This window comes from Streptomyces sp. NPDC058877, assembly GCF_042742855.1.
Taxonomy (GTDB): domain Bacteria; phylum Actinomycetota; class Actinomycetes; order Streptomycetales; family Streptomycetaceae; genus Streptomyces.
On record NZ_JBHYMF010000049.1, the window covers coordinates 15,838 to 32,237 of the forward strand.

Genomic DNA, 16,400 nt, shown 5'->3' on the forward strand with positions numbered 1-16,400 from the left:
CGTCAGCGGGTGCGACGGCGCAGGACGATGGCGGTCGCGTTGTCCGGGCCTTCGGTGCTGGCGGCGGCGAGGAGTTCGGCGCCCTCGTACGGGTCGTCGCACTGGAGCGCGGCGACGAGGGTCCGGTGCTTGGCGATCCGGCTGATGCCGTCGGTGCAGAGCAGGACAGCGGTGGTGCCGTGCACGGGCAGGGAGGTAGTCACGAACTCGTGGCGTGCGACGGTCCGCGTGACCCTGCGGTCGTAGAGCGGCAGCGGGGCGCGCTGCCTGGTGTGGCGGCGGATGTGCTCGCCGAGCGAGTGGTCGTATGTGACGCGCTGGAGTTCGCCGTCGGTGGTGAGGGCGTAGGCGCGGCACAAGCCGGCCCAGGCGAACCGGATACGGCTGTGGGCGGGGTCGAAGAGCGTGGTCACGATGGACGCGTCCGCGCGGATGCCGCTGGCGACGAGCTTGCTGCGGGCGGCGAGGCAGCCGAACTCGGGCATGGACGCGAGCGCGGTGGTCGCGGCCGTGTCGGCGGTGAGCTCGGCGACCTCGGACGCCGCGCCGGTATCGCCGATCCCGTCGGTGACGGCGACGGCGAGGCGGCCGGTCGCCCGGTCGCCGCCGACGGAGAACGCGTCCGCCTGCACTTCACGGCGCCCTTGTCGTTGCGCGCCGCCCACGCGCCAGAGCGTTCGGGGCATGGTGAGACTCCTTCTGCGTATGGGGATGTTGGGGAGCGATCCGCCCGGGGCCGGCCGCTCGCACCGGCGCGGCCCCTGGCGGGGTGCGGTGTTATGGGGCGGCGGGGACGGTGACGGCCTGGGCGACGGTGAACTGCCCGCAGGAGCCGAAGCGTTCGTGCAGGGTGTGCTCCCGTTCCCACTGGCCGCAGCGGAGACAGGTCGGCTGGACGTGTCCGGGCGCGGGCCTCGCGACGTACGCGCCCGGCCGACGCCCGTCGGTGAAGACGACGACTCCGGTGGCCTCCTCCAGGCTCGCGGCGCCGCCGCGACTGGGCCGGGTGGCCTCGCCGAGGGCCCGGCGCAGCAGGGCTCCGGACCAGTCGAAGCCGGGGCCGCTGCTCTCGGCGCGCGGGTCCTCGTGGCTGACGCGGTACGCGGGGAACCCGGCCTCCTCGGGTTCGGCGAGGGGGCGGGCCCAGAACTGGACGGGGCGGTCGTCGTCGTGCCGCTCGGGGGTCGGGGCGACGGCGGAGACGACGCGCACGATCGTGTCGATGTCGATGTCGTCGCCGCCGAGTCCGGCCTGGCGGGCCGCGCGGCCGCAGAGTTCCTTGAAGCCGGAGACGCCGTAGGCGGCGAGCCATCGGTCCGGCGTGAGCTCCCGGCCGAAGCTCGCCCGGAAGTCGTCGCGGTCGCGGCGCTGGACGGCGGCGATGACGCCGACCACGCGGTCGATCACGTCCGGGGCGATGCCGTGTTTGGCGGCCTCGTCGTGGAGTAAGCGCTCACGGGTGTGCTGGTCCACTTCTCTCTCCTTCGTGGATGCCGGGCCCCGGTGGCGCCAGGGCCGTGGCGGGTGGGGCGCTACGGGGCGACGACCGGGCGCCGTTCGGCGAAGTGTTCGGCCGCGATGCCGTGCAGGACGTCGAGCCGGGCCGACAGGCGCCGACCGAGCGTGCGGTCGTGCACGTCGACGCCGCTGTCGTGGCTGACGGACTCCAGGCACCAGCGGCGGTGGCCGTCGCCGAGCGTGAAGTCGTACAGCTCGCCGGGGCGGGGGCCGCGCAGGGTCAGGACACGCACGCGCCTGCCGTCGCAGGAGGCGCGGAGGGCCGGCGGGCCCTGGACGCGGGCGGCGACGACTATCGCGACGATGTCGGACAGGGGGATGCTGCTCACTGGTTTCCTCGCACTCTGGTCGGGCGGTTCGAGAGAACCGCCACTAGCAAACGTCTGTCACCACACATGTCAGCGGGACAAGTGAGCCCCACTCGCCATCAGACGTCCCGATACAGGTCCCGACGGCCGGCGACCTCGCGCAGGGCGTAGACGACAAGCCGGCCCGCACCCTCGACGCCGAGGACCTCTTCGATGAACTCGACCGGGGTGACACTGCGCCCGGTCACATCACCGCAGGCGCGAGCGAGAGCGCCACTCAGGGTGCGCGCCAGCTCTTGAGCCTTGGCGAACTGCTGGGGCGTGACGCCCTGGACGGCGAGCCGGTCGGCGAGGACCTGCCGCTCGTCGGGGGTGAGTTCACGGAACATCGACCGAGACCTCCAAGGTGGGTTTTGATTGGTGACATTGATAACATTTTATCAATCTTGATCACTTTGCGTCAAGTGTCATTTATATCGCTTCCGGGGTCCGCTCCGTCTCACGGCCTCGCGCGCCGCCGAACGCGGACCGTCCATGGCACCCCGCTCCTCGAGTTCAGCGGCGCGAGCGCGCTGCGCCCGCTGCTCCTCGAACCACTGGCGATCCCGATCGCGTGCGCGCTGCTCCCTCTCGCGCTTGTCGCTGGCTGCAGCGGCAGCGCGACGGGCGCGCGGACTCGTGCCGCAGGAGCGGCAGTTGGCCGCTGGGGAATCCGGGTGCGCCGTGCAGCCGCCGGCCCCGTGGCGGCGGTCGCCATCCGCCGGGGGTAGGGGGTTGTTGATCTGGTGGTTACCTGACGGTTCCCCGGCCACTTTGGCCGGTTCCCCTGCCTGATCTGGCCGCAGGTCAGATTGACCGTCGGCCGATTTGGCCGCCTGCTTCGTCCGCTTTCCGCCACCACCCGTACTCCGGCGTTTCGCCGTTCCCTGTGGCGCGGGGCTGCCGCCGCTGGGGGTCGCCGTGGCCGACCGTGGTGGCGTCTGCGGACGCGGGGCGTGAATCGTGTAGCGGTTGCTGGTGCGCCGCCCGTTCGAGAACCGGGCGTGGGACACGATGTACCCCTCCTGCTCAAGCCACTCCAGGTGCCGGCGTACAGTCCGCTCCCCCTGGCTCGTCTTCACCGCCAGGGTCTCCTGCCCCGGGAAGCAGGACCAGGACTCGTCGGCGAAGTCGCAGAGCGCGAGCAACACCAGCTTCGCGCCAGGCTTGGAGATGTTCTGGCGGAAGGCCCATGCCATGGCCTCGATGCTCACCTGTCGCCCTCCTCCACTCCCGTCTTCCAGGCCGCTCGCCAGCGGGTGACGGTGCGGGGCTCCATGCGAAGCCGCTCGGCGATCTCGTCGGCCCCGAGTCCGCTTCGGGTCATCAGCCGTGCGGCGAGGTGCTGCTCGGCCTCGTTGAGGAGAGGGAGCGGCAGGTCATCGTTCACGACCCGCTCGACGGCGAGGAAGTCGACTCCGGGCACGCCGGTGGCCGTGGTGCTGACGTAGACGCGGCCAGCGGCCTCGCGGGCGGGGGCGGTGCCGCCGATGCGGTACGAGGAGGCCACGGCGCGCAGCCGGGGGTGGATGTGGATGGTGGGCACGCTCACTCCTCGTCCCAGGTGCCGCTGGGCGGAGTGAACGGCCCGCCATCACCTTCCAGAACGGACAGGGCCTGTCCTGCCAGTCCGTCGCACAGGAGGCGGGTGGCCTCGGCGTTGATCTGCTCCAGGGCGGCGGCGAGCGATCGAGCGCGGTCGCGGTCGGCGATGGCGTGGGCGGCCTTGGTCTGCCAGCCGGTCGTCTCATCCCGCAGCTGGGCGCCGATGGGCAGGATGACCTTCATGACGGAGTCGGCGACGTCGGCGGCGTGATCCGCGTACGCCATGCGCGGCCAGTCGGTGGTGAGCGTGTCGATCAGCCGCTGCCTGACGGCGTCCGCGGTCAGCGGGCGGGGTGGCTCGTCCGGGCCGGTGATCTCCACCGGCCCGTCCAGAATGGCCACGAGGTGGAGCAGCAACGCGATGACGTCGGTGTCGATGGTGTCGTCGGTCGTGAAGCCCGCAATCGCGTGCAGCGCCTCCTCGATACGCGCCCAGGCGCCGAGCAGGGCCGCGCTGGACGCCTCCTGGTTGGTGATGTCGGGCAGGGCGACGCGATCGCCGTACGCGTGGGCCGGGATGTCCGCGAGGCACTCGCGGGGCATGGGTGTGAACACGGTTCCCCCTCCATGGGTGTGTCCGGGTGAGCAGGTACGTCGGGCCGGAGCCACCAGCGGGCTGATGGCCCTCGGCAGGTGGCCGGGTCAGTCCGCCTCGGGGACGCGGGAGACGCCGATGGTGCGCGAGGTCCGCCCGCCGGAGCGCATCGGGATGTCGACGCCGAGTCCCTCGAGAATCCGGGTCATCGCCTCGGGGTCGGGCTCGGGCGGGCGCGGCTTGTCGCCGGACCAGGAGAGCTTGAAGGCGCCGTACGTGCCGGGATCGGCGGCGTCCAGCGTCTTGCGCGCCTTGGCCTTGCGCTTCTTCGCGGCACTCTCCACCTCCGCGGCGTCCGCGTAGGCACTCAGCGCCTCGGTGATGGCCGCGGAGTCCTCGGCGAGGATGGTCTGCGGGGCGCGGTCGTCGGAGAGCCGGTCGAGGCTCCAGCAGGCCGTCTTGAACGGGCAGTTGTCGCAGATGATCGAGAGCCCGGGGCCGTCGAGGTCGCGCGGCATGGCCTCGGGCTCGGCGCTTGCCAGGACGTCCTCGGCCCACGCCAGGGCCTGCTTCGTGACGTCCTCGTCGTACGCCCGCTGCTGGACGACGACCTGCCCGTACTCGCGCCCCACGTACCGGAGCCGTACGACGTCGACCGGCAGCGGCTCGCCGGCGGGCAGATCGGGGTGCTCCTTGAGCCCGCCGGTGCGCAGCAGGTGCGCGTACAGGTGCACCTGGAACCACTCGGCCTGGCTGGGTCCTTGGCGTACGACGACGTCGAGGGCGCGGGTGCTCTTGGTCTTCACGTCCTCGACGACGCCCACGTCGGTGGCCGGCCTCGCGGTGCGGTGCGGCTCGGCCGCGAGCTTCACGTGGTCCGGCGCCCAGTAGGCGTCGGCGTGTCCGAGGATCACGCCGTCGGTCAGTTCCAGCTCGGTCCAGGCGCCGTACTGCTCACGCAGGACGCGGAGGATGCCCTCGTGCAGCCAGGTGCCGAGGATGGCGGCGTGCATGTTGTCGGCGAGGTCCGTCGGCCAGGTGCCGTGGACCTCGTACGCGGCCCGACACCGACACAGCCCGATCGATGAGGGGCCGAGAAGGCGCTGCCGCGAGCGCGGACGGGCGCGGTCGTCACGGTGCGCGCCCTTCCAGAGGTCGGGTACGGGGACGCCGACGCGCCCCGTGATGCTGTCGGTGGTCATGTTGTTCTCGCACTCTGTTGGAAGGCCGGGAGGCCCTACGGGGCCGAGTCGGCCTTGCTCCGGGCGGACTTGCGAGGTGCCGGTTTCGCGGCGGTGGTCTTGCGCGCCGTGGTCTTCTTCGCGGCGGCCTTGCGCGGCGCCGCCTTCTTGGCCGGGGCTTCGGTGCTGGCCGGGGCGGGAGTACCGTCGCCGGACCTGAGCGCGTCGCGGAGGGTCCTGAGCTGCTCGGCGGTGGCGTCCTGGTAGGAGACGCCGAAGTCGTCGAAGCACCGGTCGTTGACGGCGTCGAACCCCATGCCGAGCCGGCTGGCCAACCGCTGCACTTCGGCGCGTACGGTGTCGAGTTCGGCGCGCGGATCGACGGGCGGCGCCCCGCTCCCCTCCGCTGGGGCGGCATCGATCGAGTCCTCAGCGGTGCCTTCGCCGAGGACCTCCGCGTCGGCCACGTCGCCGGTCGCCCCCGTGCCCGCCTGCTGGGGCCGTTCCGGCTGTGCCGCCGCCCCGTTCGTCAGCCGGGTGACGGCGGTCTCGACGCGCTCACGGGACTCCGCCGCGTCGGCCGCGTGCATCTCCTCGTCGACGTGGAGTCCGGACAGGTCCGCGGGGCAGGCCCGGCGCAGGGCGAGCGCCTCCGCGACCTTGCTCAGCTGGCTGGCGGGCATCTGCGGCCACAGCCCGCCGAGCTTGTACTCCTGGGCCTCGTAGTCCCACACCTTCGGCGCGTACTCCCGCCAGTGCGCCACGGCAGGGAAGCGAGCGTCGCCGCGCCAGACGACGACCCGGCACGCGGCCGGCGGCTCGTCCCGCAGCCACACCGCGTGCTCGCCGCCCTCGGCGTCGTACCAGACGAAGTCCTCGTACGCGATGGGCTGCGCGGCCCGGTCGGCGGCGCGGCGCGCGATCAGCCGGTAGCCGTCGATGCCGGTCTGGATGGTCCAGCGAATCTCGCCGCGCGACTTGCGCTTGATCATGTAGATCTGCCGGCCGAACGGGTCGAGCCCGGACGCCTTGCAGTAGTGGAAGAAGATCCCCAGCTGCGCCGGACTGGCCTCGGCCAGATCCGGGAACGCCGCGCGCAGCGCGCGCAACTGCTGGTCCTCGAACGCCTTCTGGTCCTCGCGGATCGCGAGCCAGGTGACCGGAGCATCGGCCACATCCCCTCCAAGCACTAAATTCCCTCCGATGACCCTCAACTGTCGCAACATATGTCACGATCAATTGAAGTTAATCAAAATCTATTTCACTTGATCGCGACCGTCAAGTTCTGAATATCGTTCACCATCGCCCGTACGCAGGCTGCGCAGCTGGAACACGCCCACCCACTCCGGATGCCGCGCACACAACAGCCGCGCATAGCGCGACGTGAAGTTGTTGTTCAGCCGGAACGGCTCACCATCCGCGACTTCCGGCGACGACCACCGAAGTTGCTCGAACAGCGCCTTCACACCGATACGCCCGCCGCCGGCCCCGATCCACTGAATCGCGAGTTCCTCAAGCGCCTCAAGAACCCACGGATTCGAGGCATGAAAGTCATCGAACCGCTCATCGATCGCGGAGCCGCCGCGCGGCCGATCCTCCGAATCGGAGCCACGCCGAGCTATCCCGAACGGCAACTCGGGCTGCTGGTACACGCGCCTCACCCCCATTTGCGACAATGCATCGTCTGAACACATGTCGACCCCAACCCTAGAGGTAAGGATCAAGGAGTGCGCGTCCGGGTCGGCACGATCGACCTCGTGACGGCGTGACGCACGGGGTGAGTAGCGACACCAGAACAGGTTGAGTACGCCCTCGGATGTCCGCGGCGGACAGCGGTGATGAGGTGGAAGACATGAGCACGCACAGCAGCAGCGCGCCCCTGACCGCCCATCCGACCTGGTGGAAGGCGCCCCTCGTCGCGACCCTGCCGGGACTCCCGCTTCTGGTCGGGGAGTTCGCCCTCTTCTGGACCGACGGCTACACCAGCGGCTTCGAGACCATGCTCGTCATGGCCACGATCCTGCTGGCCACCTCATGGGTTCTGCCCCACCGCAGGTCCATGCGGATCCCGCGCCTACTGGCCGCCGGCGCGGCCCTCGCCGTGACCACGCTCCCGCTGATGCTCGCGTTGCTGATGGGCCTGGCCATGGCCTCGGGCTGACGCCTACCGCTTGGGCCGTACGGTCAGGGAGAAGCCGGCCTCCAGCAGCTCGGCCGCGAACGCGGCCACGTCCTCGGCGGTGTGCTCCCCCGGCGTGAACGTGCGCGCCTCCGGCATCGGCGGAGGCGTCGGCTTCGGCTCCGCCGACGGCTTCCGCCCGCGGGGCTTGATCTGCTCCCGCTCTCCCGCCCGGATCCGGTCGATCCCCTCCTGAACGGTCGCCCGCCCGCGGTCCTCCGCGTCCGCGAGGACGGTCTCCAGCAGCCAGAGTGGCGACCCCGAGACCAAGGCGTCCTCGGGAGCGAAGCTCTTACGGACCCGCCACTGGTAGACGTCCATGTACTTCTTGCCGAAGATCCAGGGGATCTCCTTCAGGCCGACGACGTCCGGCAGGTCGGCAGGATTGTCGACCTGGTAGCCGCTGGCGATCTGGGCCTTGTACTCCTTCAGCCGCTGGGCGTCCACCTCCCGGCTGCCGTCCTCGGAGAGCCCGAGGACCGTGGGCAGCAGCCAGTACGGGTTGCCGGAGATGACCGCGTCCGGCTCGCCCAGCACGCCGCGCGTCTTCCAGAGCTGCGAGGTCTGCCGCTCCACTCCGTAGAGAAACGCGATCTCCGCGTGCCCCAGGAGATAGGGGAACCGCTTCTTCGCCACGACGACGCCTCCGTGCCTGCGCAGATATAACGAACTTGATCCATCAAGCATAGTTGCCCAGCGGACAGGGCCGATCTCGGAGGGAACTACGAGGGGTCGGGCTGGCCCACGACGAGCGCCTCCAGGGCCTCGGCAGACTCCGGGGCAAGTCGGTAGATCCCGTGCACGCTCACCGCGCTTCTCAGCTCGCCGTCGACGACGTGCTTGATCTGCCGCTCGCTGCGCCGTGACCGGTACGTGAGCGTGGAGAGGACATCGCCGGGGACAGCTGTGCCGAAGTCCAGCGGTGTCCCAGGCGGACCGACCAGGACCTCGCTGACGCAGCCCGCCTTGAGCGGCTTCCAGTGAACCAGCCGGAGGTAGTCCTCCATGTCCAGGTCGTCACCGACGGTCTCGTACTCCAACAGGCGGGCGACCTCCATGGACCCGAGCACCCACATCTGCTTGCGGAAGACGCGTATGGGGTACACGCGGTCGCCCGGCCGAACGCCGGCGCGCACGAAGCTGGGCAACGATTGATGCAGGCCACCGAACAGCACCGTCAGCCGCTCCCCCTCGAAGCCGCCCTTGATGAGTTCCCTGCACAGGTCATTGGTCCACAGGGTGGTGTACGCGTTCGCCATGGGCGGAAGCTATCCGGCTCCACTGACATCAGCCGCGGGCGATGCCAAGCCGGGACCTTCTTGTCCGACGTGGCGCCGCACTCTAGGCTGAGCTCCTCTTTCCTTTGTGGAATGGCGCCCCGGGATCTGACTCGCACTCTGCCCGGGGCGCTGCCTCACCTCGCGAACGGCAGGCTTGAGTTTGGCCCTGCTGACCCGCTTTCGCGCGGCCTGCCCGCGCGATTTGCCTACGCTCAATCTGCGGCAAGTTGTTCCGCTACGTAGAGCCATAGCTCTCCCAAACAGGATGAAGCTCCCCCTCGCGAGCTTCCTGTGTCGGGAGCCCTGAGGCCCCCTTCACACTGGGAGGGTGACGACTTCGAACAGCCTCTTCCACTACACCAGCGCCCCATGCTGGGACGAGATCCGCAAGTCTGGCTTCATCGCGCCTACTTCCCAGGCAGCAGACCACATGTACGGCCGCCGCAAGCACGTGTGGCTCACAGACAGCTCCCCTGAAGCCACCGGGTTGCGAGACACGAATCGAGTCATCATCAGGATCTCCGTCGCCCCGATAGCGTCTGCGCTCTACTGGCCTCTGTGGAGCGAGTTGTGCAGCAACCGGGAAGCGGTGGAGGCGGCAGGCGGTGACGCGGCGACCTGGTACGTGAGCGACCAACCCATTGCCGTGGAGCATTGGGGTCAAGTAATCCGCATGGACACCGGTGACGTGCTACTCAACCCAGACGTGGCGCCAGCACATGTTTCAGCATGGGGCACGATGCCCAACCCGCCGCGGATCGCTGAGGCGGTTCGCCGCCTAGACCAGCTCAGGCCGCAGGACGGATTTCGCGCCCTGCGCATAGATGCGCAGATCTCGCGCCTACGGAATATGGCAGACCTCGGCGAGACAGAGCAGCGGCAACGGGCCGCGTGGCGAACGCTAAAGTCTGAAATCGCCGCATTCCAGGCACAGTGTTGAAACACTCCCCGCGGCCAAGCCGCCCTGGAACGCCTGGCACTCATCTTCGCATCGGACGCCTTGATCGCTCACCGCGCCTAGAGACCTCGTGTCCGATCGACTATCACTTCCGCTCGGGCCGATCTCTGGTCAGCGGCCCAACGCGGACCAGCTGGCCATGCCGAGCGCCGCGAGGCCGGTGAGCGTACCGATAGCGGGGAGCGGCCAGCGGGATCGTTCGAGAGCGGTGACGCGGGTGTCGAGCTCCTCGACGGCCTTGTCGATCTGGTCGGAGCGCTGGACCAGGAGGGCGAGTTGGCCGTCGATGCGTGCCAGCCCGACTTCGAGGGCGCGGCGGAGTTCGGCGAGCTCCAGGGCGATCTCTCCGTCGGGCACGGCTACATCTCCTGCTGTCAGTTGATGGTGGACACGGCTGCCGGGTCACTCTTGGCGAGGAGCCACGAGGCGGTCCCGACGCGGCCGAGCAGAGAGCCGATGGCGCCCTTCACGACTGCGAGACCGGCCGGGATCGCGGCGATGGCCGCCGACTCGAGTGCGGACAGGGTGACGAGGTTGGTCGTGCCGGAAGCGAGGAGGAGGCCGAGGAACGCCTCGACGTACGTGAGGACGGCGCGCTCGGCGATGTCGGCGAGGAGCTTGGGGGTGCTGGTGGTGGCCATGGTGTCGTGGAACCTCTCGTTCGAGGGGACTGGTCAGGGCCTGGGGACGCGGAGCTTGGCCCAGCTCGTCGGGCCCGGAGTGCCGTCGGCGTCGTCCCCGGAGTAGCCGAGCTTGCGCTGCCAGGCGGCGTACGAGCGGCGGTCGGCCTCGGTCCAGCGCGGACCGGGCCCCTTGGAGTACCGGCCGCAGCCCTCGGCGACGAGGCGCTTGCCCATCGCGGTAATCAGGGCCGAGCGTCGACCGGTACGGAAGAAGTCGGCGCCGGGGAACAGAGCGAGGTCGGGCTCGTCGTCCGCAGGCTTCGGGCTCGCCGGCTTGCTGTCGAGGAGCTTGGCCACGGCGGTGCGGAAGTCGTCCATCGCGATGCCAGCGGGGTCCGGCTTGCCAGGCTGCCACTCCTTGTGGGCGATGACCGAGCGCTCGGTCCAGCCGTGGGCCCGGCACAGCGCGGCGCTGACCTTGTGCATGGCGTCGAGCTGGGCCTGCGGCCACGGCTGGCCGTCGCCGGTGTTGATGCACTCGAAGCCGTAGAAGTGGGCGTTGCCGTCGGTGTCGGCCTCGTTGTCTGGCGGCAGCGGCTTCTCCGCGATGACCGCCTTCAGGACGTCGCCGTCGCCTGCTCCGGCGTGGTTGGCGCGCCCGTAGCCGACGAGGTGCACGGTGCCGGAGCGGTCGATCACCCCGTGGCAAAGCGGGCCCGGGAGCGAGGTGTAGCCGGTGCGGCAGAGTTCCACCATGCCGGCCTCGGTGGAGTATGGGCCGGTGTGGTGGACCATGACGCCGTGGACCGGGCCCCAGGCGCCCTTGTGGTTGCGGTTGTGGGTGCGCCAGCTGCCATGCTCGACGACGCGGACGCCGGACTGTTTCAGGACGGCGAGGAACTGCTCTGCGGACAGGGACTGTGCCACGTTTGGCGCCTTCTCCCCCGCGCCTCCGCATGCTTAAACGCCGCCAAGGAGCCACTCGGCGGTCCCTCGCGTATTGCGGAACGTTCCGCAGATGGAGGGTCATCGTAATCCACCATACATGCTGCCCACTTCACGCATATCATTGCTTTCAGCGGGTGATGCCGGCATGAAGCAGCGACAAGGCGGACCAGGGGGAACCGATGACCTCTACAGGGCATGAGCTGATCGACACTCAAATTCTCTCATACGCCATGAAGCGACGGTGGCCCCACGGCGTGTCTCCCCGCTCGGTTGAAGGAGCCACAATCTCGTCAGTAACGGCTCATGAAGTACTGCGCGTCAGGGGGAGCGCTCCAGACGCGATCCGCTACTACCTTTCAGCACCTTCCCCAATTGAGGTCATTGGGATGCAGGCCGCCCGATCCGACTGTGAGAAGCGTCCCCAGCGCACTCGCCGACGAGTGACCGATCGACTGATATGTGACTTCGGACAGGAGTATCCGTTGGTCGTAGAGTACGGGCACATCATGATGGGATGGCTCATCCGGAACCAGCGAGAAGACATCTACGCCCGTCGCGTATCACATCTGCCACGTCAGGAACAGCGAGCCCTGCGCAAGTCGTTTGCATTCATTCTCGAGCAGGACATCCGTTGCGTTTCCCTCGACAGCAAGAAGGCACAGAAGGGCGTTGACCTCCTTTTCGCCTATTCACGAACCGAAGGAAGCAACCTCAAGGGTGACTTCCGGAACAGCTTCAATGACATGCTGATTCTTGGCACAGCCATGGACTTGGGATACGACTTGGTTACCGAGGATCGCGAGCTCTGGAAGTTCTCCCGACGCATGCTTCCGATCACCTGTGAGCTTGACGGACAGCTCGTCCGTCTCAAGACGCAACGAGAACAAGGCGGTCGCCAACACTCTCAAGAGAGCCGCGGGTATGTGAACCGCAGTTGGCAAGTTCGAGCCCGTGCGGCATGGACCTGAACGGAGAGGCGCTGCACGGCGTCGTTATTTCGTATAGGTAACCCGCAGCTTGGGCGGGTACGTCTGGCCGACGCCCTGGGCTCGCCCGTAGTACGTCCTGTCCGAGTTGTTCGGGTCGAGGGCGATGCCGCGCCAGCTCGTCGAGTCGAAGACCGCGGTGATGTCGACCCACTTGCCGACGTTCTTGCCCCAGGTGATCGTCTGGGCCTCGCCGTCGGAGCTGAAGGTCGAGGGGCGGGAGGCGTGCTTGTGGGCCTTGATGACTGCCCTGCCGCCGCTGTTGTAGTACCAGTGCTCGAAGTACAGGTAGATCTCCGCCTTCTGGATCACGGCGCCGGAGAGGTCCGTGGCGAGGGACGAAGGGAAGCCGATCAACGCCGCCTGCATGCCGTTCGTCGAGCTGTAGTAGCCCTGGAGGCACTGGTTTCCGTAGTATGAGTTGTACGCGCCCCGGTTGGCGTACGAGCCGGACCAGGAGGCCGCGTAGGTCTTGGTGTAGGTCTTCTTGGGCGGGGTGGCTGTGCCGCCGCCAGTGTTGTACTGGCCGGTCTCCGGGATGTACGGGCCGACGTCCTCGATGTACATGAGGCCCGGGTAGTTACCGCCACCGAGCAGGCGGACGGTCTGGCCGGACGGGCCGTACTGGACGCGGAAAGTGGTCAGCAGACGGTGCAGGCCGGCGCCGAAGGACCAGCCGCTGCGGATGGTCTCCAGGTGGACCCGGTGGTAGCCGGCGCCGGCCATCGGGTAGATGCCGGACTGAATCTGCGTCGAGGAAATCGTCGGGGCGTTGGCGCCGCCGTCCCTCAGCACGAGGACGAGTTCGCCCCCGGCCACGGAGGGGTCGGCGTAGCAGTCCACGACGACGCGGTACATGCGACTGGTGTCCGCGTCGAAGGACAGCTCGACGAAGCCGTAGTCGGTGGTGCTGGCGGACACAGCGCTGGCCTGGTAGTCGACGGCGACCAGGCCGCGGGCGAAGCCGGCCAGGTACGACTCGATCGGATCTCCAGCGATGGTGAGGCGTCCCGCGACGGCGAGGTCCGCGAAGGCGGCGTTGCCGGACTGGTCAATGGTGGCGACCGGGGTGCCGTCCGTGCGGAGGGTGAGGTAGTTGGGGGCGCCCGTGATCAGGGAGACAGCTTCGTCGCCGTCCTCGTCGTACAGGCGCAGACCCAGCGGGGAGACCTCCGAGCGGGCCCCGTTCCGAGCAGTGCTGAGGACGGGGCGGCACTCGATGTTGTCGAACCAGACCTTGCCCGCGGTGCCGGCCGTGGCCTGGAGGCGGACCTGTCCGTACGCGGCGGAGGGTGGGGCCTGAAGGAGTGGGCCCGTAAGGCGGCGCCAGGTGTCGTTCGGCGTCGGGGCGGTGGTTGAGATGACGCCGGAGCTGAGCCACGTGCCGTTCGCGTCGTACCAGCGCAGAGCAAGCAGGACGCCGTTCCCCGCGTAGTCCGCGGAGACCTTGTAGTCGGCGGCGAGCCAGAACCGGTCCCCGGGGGTGACCGGAAATCGGTCGTAGTAGAGGGAGCGGGAGGAGCCGGAGGCGGCGTTGTCGATCCGCAGGGCGTGTGCCGAGTCGTTGCCGCCCGCCTCGACGGCGATCAGGTTCTGGCCGGCGAGCTGCCCGGCGACAACGCCGGTCTCGAAGCTGGGGTCGGGCACCAGGTTGCCGTTCGCGCCGATCTCCAGATCGTCGGCGCCGACAGTCCCGGGCGCGCGCGGCCCGGCGGTCGGCGAGGGGACGGAGGCGGCGCCGGAGGTGTTGCGGGCGAGGAGGCGTACGTACACGGGCGCGGTCGCGGTGACGATCAAGGTGCCGCCCTGCGGGGACTCCAGAGTGCCGCGCAGGGTTGGCGCACCCGGGGTGAAGTCGGCTTCGGTGGAGGTGTGGACCTCGACGCGGGCCCAGTCGAGGGGCGGGGTAGCGGCGTCGGTGAAGGTGCCGTTCCAGGTCACGGCGATGCCGCCGATCGCCGGAGCCAACACCGGGGCGGTCGGCTGGGGCGGGGGTGGACCGTTAACGACGTTAACGGCGGTGGTGCCGTCGGGCTGCTGGCCGATGACGGCGCGCAGGGAACCGTCATCGTCGTACACGTCGAGCGCCCCGTTCTCGATCGAGGAGTACGCGAGGCGGGACGTGCGGTTCTGCTGAGCGAGGCGGCGCTCAAGGGCGGCGATGCGGGCAGCCAGGCGCGCCAGGTCGTTGGACATGGTGGGGATCAGCTCCCGTACGTGAAGCGGTCGACACGGGCCAGAGTCAGGGTTACGCGCTCGGGGGCGTCGCCGTGGGGTGGGCGCAGGGTCCAGCCGGTGATGCGGCACCAGCCGTCGAACTCGCTCCATTGGTCGTGGAGGGTGACACGGACGTCGTCGCCGATCTGCCAGGAGCCGATCGGGGCGGCCGGGTGGTCGATGACCTCGATCTCCGTGACCTCGCCGAGCACCTGGCGAGTGGTGCGCTCGGCGCGAGCGCGGGCGGCGAGCCGATCGTTCGCCTTCTCCGCCGGTACGTCGAGGACCTGCTCCAGGCGGAGCCGGCCGTCCCGTACGGCGTCGATGGCGCGGCGGCGGCCACGCCCTTCCCCCGCGCCGAAGGCGATGACGACCTGGGCGTACGCGTCAGCGTCGTACGCGACGGGGACCGTCGTAGCGACGTTGGTGCCAGAGGCGAACGAGATGTCCGTGCGCCGGGTGCCGAGCCGCGGCCAGCCGAGGCGGATTCGTCCAGCCGGACGGCCGGGTCCCGGCTCGGTGGTCTCCGTCCACTCCGGACCGCCCGCGACCTGCGTCATGTCGTCGACGACCTCGCCGAGGACGGGTGCCTCCCACCAGTCGGTGCGGTACGGGTCCGCCGGGGTACCGGCCGTGGCCCTGCTGGTGGTGGGGTCGACGACGACGCGGAGGTCGCCGTCGGGCTGGGACTGCGCGTACGCCCAGGCGTCACGGATGACTCGGCAGGGGTCGGCATACGTGTACGGGCCGCGCCCGCCCAGGTTGCCGTGGACGTCGTGGCGGCGGTGGAGGTAGCTGCCCCAGCCCGCTGCCTCGATGGGGTAGGCGGGGCCTTCCGGCTGGGCGCGCCAGACGATGCCGCCCCACAGCAGGGTGCCGTCCCGCTCGGCGGTCAGCAGCGTGTTGCCCGGGTCGAGCTGGGCGGGGAGAAGGTGGGCGAAGCGTGGCGCGAGGGTGCCGGAGAAGTCGCCCGCAGCGTTGAGGGCGAGGCCGAACTCGACGTCGGACAGAGGCAGATCGGTGGCGAGGAGCTCGCCCGTGAGGGCGTGCCAGCTGCGGAAGCGGTACGTGGGCATCTACAGCACGCCCTCCTCGAACTCCACGTCGGCGATGGCCGTCGTGGCGACGTCGGCCTGGAGGACGCCCGCGTTGTCGGAGTCCAGGGCGATCAGCGCCGTGAGCTGCTGGGTGGTGCCGCGCATGGTCGCGGGGAGGGCCCGTGTGTCGGCGGAGATGAGGTGAATGCGCTCGGAGCCGTCGGTCTTCCCGGTGTCGGCGGTGACGGACTGGCCCTGGACCGTACCCAGCTTCCACGCCGAGTGCGCCCAGATCCCGCCCGTGAGGACCTGTGCACCGGCGATGTTCATCACGACACGGACGGTCGCCGCCCAGGTCGGTACGGGAATGCTCCACCGCGCCACAGGTGGCCACGCCACAAACGACCCCGCCGGGTTTCCGGGCCAGTTCTGGTCGCCGGACGGCGAGGCCGTGTACAGGGTCCGCTCGCGACGCGGGTTGGCGATCCGGCGTACGTCCTTGACCATCGCGTCCGTGATGACGGCGGTGTTCGCCGGGATGTCCAGGCGGGCGAGCGGGACCGCCGTCATGCCGGGCGGTGCGACCGTGGACGTGGCCGGCACGTTGCTGACCACGTGGAAGTAGCCGATCTGGTCGGTCTCCGGATTGCGTGTGCCCTCGTACTCCGGGTCCTCAATGCGCAGGACGACGAGGTCGGAGCGCGGGCTCGCGCCGGTCGGGGCGACGGGGACGACGGCGTCGCCAACGTTGTACTGGGTGTACGAGCCCTGGCCCCAGGTGGCGCCCCGGACGACGGCGGAGCCGTCCCCGACCCGCACCCCGGCGCCGGGCGTGGCCAGCTGGCGCACCCTGAGGTCGTCGCCCTCGGTCACGCCCTGCGAGCCGCGGGCGAGGTCGCGGACCATCATGCGGAAGGCGCGGGCGGCGTGGGTGCCGCCGTGGGTGAGCAGCGGCGGATTGATCAGCGTCACGTCTCTTCAGGGCT

General features: G+C 69.5%; 21 protein-coding genes. 3 read left to right on the forward strand and 18 right to left on the reverse strand.

The features are described from left to right. Positions 1–2 precede the first annotated feature (2 nt). The 10 genes from ACFW2Y_RS14400 to ACFW2Y_RS14445 form a co-directional block, all read right to left on the reverse strand. Complete coding sequence (locus ACFW2Y_RS14400) at positions 3–686, reverse strand: PP2C family protein-serine/threonine phosphatase (RefSeq protein ID WP_384877817.1); 684 nt, start codon at positions 684–686, stop codon at positions 3–5. A 91-nt stretch (positions 687–777) separates the two neighbouring features. Then, positions 778–1,473 carry a hypothetical protein gene (locus tag ACFW2Y_RS14405; protein WP_384877821.1) on the reverse strand — a complete coding sequence of 232 codons (696 nt, stop codon included), beginning with the start codon at positions 1,471–1,473 and terminating at the stop codon, positions 778–780. Positions 1,474–1,532: 59 nt separating this feature from the next. After that, on the reverse strand, positions 1,533–1,847 hold the full coding sequence (locus ACFW2Y_RS14410) for a hypothetical protein (RefSeq protein WP_384877824.1): 315 nt from the start codon (positions 1,845–1,847) through the stop codon (positions 1,533–1,535). Positions 1,848–1,945: 98 nt separating this feature from the next. Beyond that, complete coding sequence (locus ACFW2Y_RS14415) at positions 1,946–2,215, reverse strand: hypothetical protein (RefSeq protein ID WP_384877827.1); 270 nt, start codon at positions 2,213–2,215, stop codon at positions 1,946–1,948. Between the two features lie 78 nt (positions 2,216–2,293). Continuing rightward, positions 2,294–3,079: a helix-turn-helix domain-containing protein gene (locus ACFW2Y_RS14420; RefSeq protein WP_384877830.1), complete on the reverse strand. Its 786-nt coding sequence runs from the start codon at positions 3,077–3,079 to the stop codon at positions 2,294–2,296. Further along, complete coding sequence (locus ACFW2Y_RS14425) at positions 3,076–3,411, reverse strand: helix-turn-helix domain-containing protein (protein WP_384877833.1); 336 nt, start codon at positions 3,409–3,411, stop codon at positions 3,076–3,078. The genes ACFW2Y_RS14420 and ACFW2Y_RS14425 overlap by 4 nt, the downstream gene beginning before the upstream one ends. Positions 3,412–3,413: 2 nt before the next feature. Continuing rightward, positions 3,414–4,025 (reverse strand): hypothetical protein, encoded by a 612-nt coding sequence (locus tag ACFW2Y_RS14430; protein WP_384877836.1) that lies wholly within the window; start codon positions 4,023–4,025, stop codon positions 3,414–3,416. 87 nt (positions 4,026–4,112) lie between these two features. Further along, positions 4,113–5,207, reverse strand: a complete 1,095-nt coding sequence (locus ACFW2Y_RS14435; RefSeq protein ID WP_384877839.1) for a PD-(D/E)XK nuclease family protein — start codon at positions 5,205–5,207, stop codon at positions 4,113–4,115. Between the two features lie 35 nt (positions 5,208–5,242). Then, on the reverse strand, positions 5,243–6,361 hold the full coding sequence (locus ACFW2Y_RS14440) for a recombinase RecT (protein ID WP_384877842.1): 1,119 nt from the start codon (positions 6,359–6,361) through the stop codon (positions 5,243–5,245). 81 nt (positions 6,362–6,442) lie between these two features. Then, positions 6,443–6,838, reverse strand: coding sequence for a hypothetical protein (locus tag ACFW2Y_RS14445; protein WP_384877845.1), 396 nt, complete (start codon positions 6,836–6,838; stop codon positions 6,443–6,445). Positions 6,839–7,038: 200 nt separating this feature from the next. On the opposite strand from ACFW2Y_RS14445, the gene ACFW2Y_RS14450 reads away from it, so the two are divergent. Then, entirely contained in the window at positions 7,039–7,347 is a 309-nt protein-coding gene (locus ACFW2Y_RS14450; RefSeq protein ID WP_384877848.1) for a hypothetical protein, read from the forward strand. Positions 7,348–7,350: 3 nt separating this feature from the next. On the opposite strand, the gene ACFW2Y_RS14455 is transcribed toward ACFW2Y_RS14450, so the two are convergent. Next, on the reverse strand, positions 7,351–8,001 hold the full coding sequence (locus tag ACFW2Y_RS14455) for a hypothetical protein (RefSeq protein WP_384877851.1): 651 nt from the start codon (positions 7,999–8,001) through the stop codon (positions 7,351–7,353). Between the two features lie 86 nt (positions 8,002–8,087). Then, complete coding sequence (locus ACFW2Y_RS14460) at positions 8,088–8,624, reverse strand: hypothetical protein (protein ID WP_384877854.1); 537 nt, start codon at positions 8,622–8,624, stop codon at positions 8,088–8,090. A 349-nt stretch (positions 8,625–8,973) separates the two neighbouring features. Here ACFW2Y_RS14460 and ACFW2Y_RS14465 point away from each other — a divergent pair, with 349 nt between their 5' ends. After that, a complete protein-coding gene (locus ACFW2Y_RS14465) occupies positions 8,974–9,585 on the forward strand; it encodes a hypothetical protein (RefSeq protein WP_384877857.1) in 612 nt (203 codons plus the stop codon). 129 nt (positions 9,586–9,714) lie between these two features. On the opposite strand, the gene ACFW2Y_RS14470 is transcribed toward ACFW2Y_RS14465, so the two are convergent. Genes ACFW2Y_RS14470 through ACFW2Y_RS14480 form a run of 3 tightly spaced genes read right to left on the reverse strand, consistent with a single transcriptional unit; the run spans position 9,715 to position 11,153 of the window. Beyond that, positions 9,715–9,960, reverse strand: coding sequence for a hypothetical protein (locus tag ACFW2Y_RS14470; RefSeq protein ID WP_384877859.1), 246 nt, complete (start codon positions 9,958–9,960; stop codon positions 9,715–9,717). A gap of 17 nt (positions 9,961–9,977) precedes the next feature. Continuing rightward, entirely contained in the window at positions 9,978–10,244 is a 267-nt protein-coding gene (locus tag ACFW2Y_RS14475; RefSeq protein WP_384877862.1) for a hypothetical protein, read from the reverse strand. A gap of 33 nt (positions 10,245–10,277) precedes the next feature. After that, positions 10,278–11,153 (reverse strand): peptidoglycan-binding protein, encoded by an 876-nt coding sequence (locus ACFW2Y_RS14480; protein ID WP_384877865.1) that lies wholly within the window; start codon positions 11,151–11,153, stop codon positions 10,278–10,280. Positions 11,154–11,656: 503 nt separating this feature from the next. On the opposite strand from ACFW2Y_RS14480, the gene ACFW2Y_RS14485 reads away from it, so the two are divergent. After that, on the forward strand, positions 11,657–12,142 hold the full coding sequence (locus tag ACFW2Y_RS14485; protein ID WP_384877868.1) for a hypothetical protein: 486 nt from the start codon (positions 11,657–11,659) through the stop codon (positions 12,140–12,142). A gap of 24 nt (positions 12,143–12,166) precedes the next feature. Here the strand turns inward: ACFW2Y_RS14485 and ACFW2Y_RS14490 are convergent, their stop codons facing one another. Genes ACFW2Y_RS14490 through ACFW2Y_RS14500 form a run of 3 tightly spaced genes read right to left on the reverse strand, consistent with a single transcriptional unit; the run spans position 12,167 to position 16,386 of the window. Continuing rightward, positions 12,167–14,356 (reverse strand): hypothetical protein, encoded by a 2,190-nt coding sequence (locus tag ACFW2Y_RS14490; protein ID WP_384877871.1) that lies wholly within the window; start codon positions 14,354–14,356, stop codon positions 12,167–12,169. Positions 14,357–14,364: 8 nt separating this feature from the next. After that, on the reverse strand, positions 14,365–15,453 hold the full coding sequence (locus tag ACFW2Y_RS14495) for a hypothetical protein (RefSeq protein ID WP_384877874.1): 1,089 nt from the start codon (positions 15,451–15,453) through the stop codon (positions 14,365–14,367). Next, complete coding sequence (locus tag ACFW2Y_RS14500) at positions 15,454–16,386, reverse strand: hypothetical protein (RefSeq protein ID WP_384877877.1); 933 nt, start codon at positions 16,384–16,386, stop codon at positions 15,454–15,456. Between the last annotated feature and the right edge of the window lie 14 nt (positions 16,387–16,400).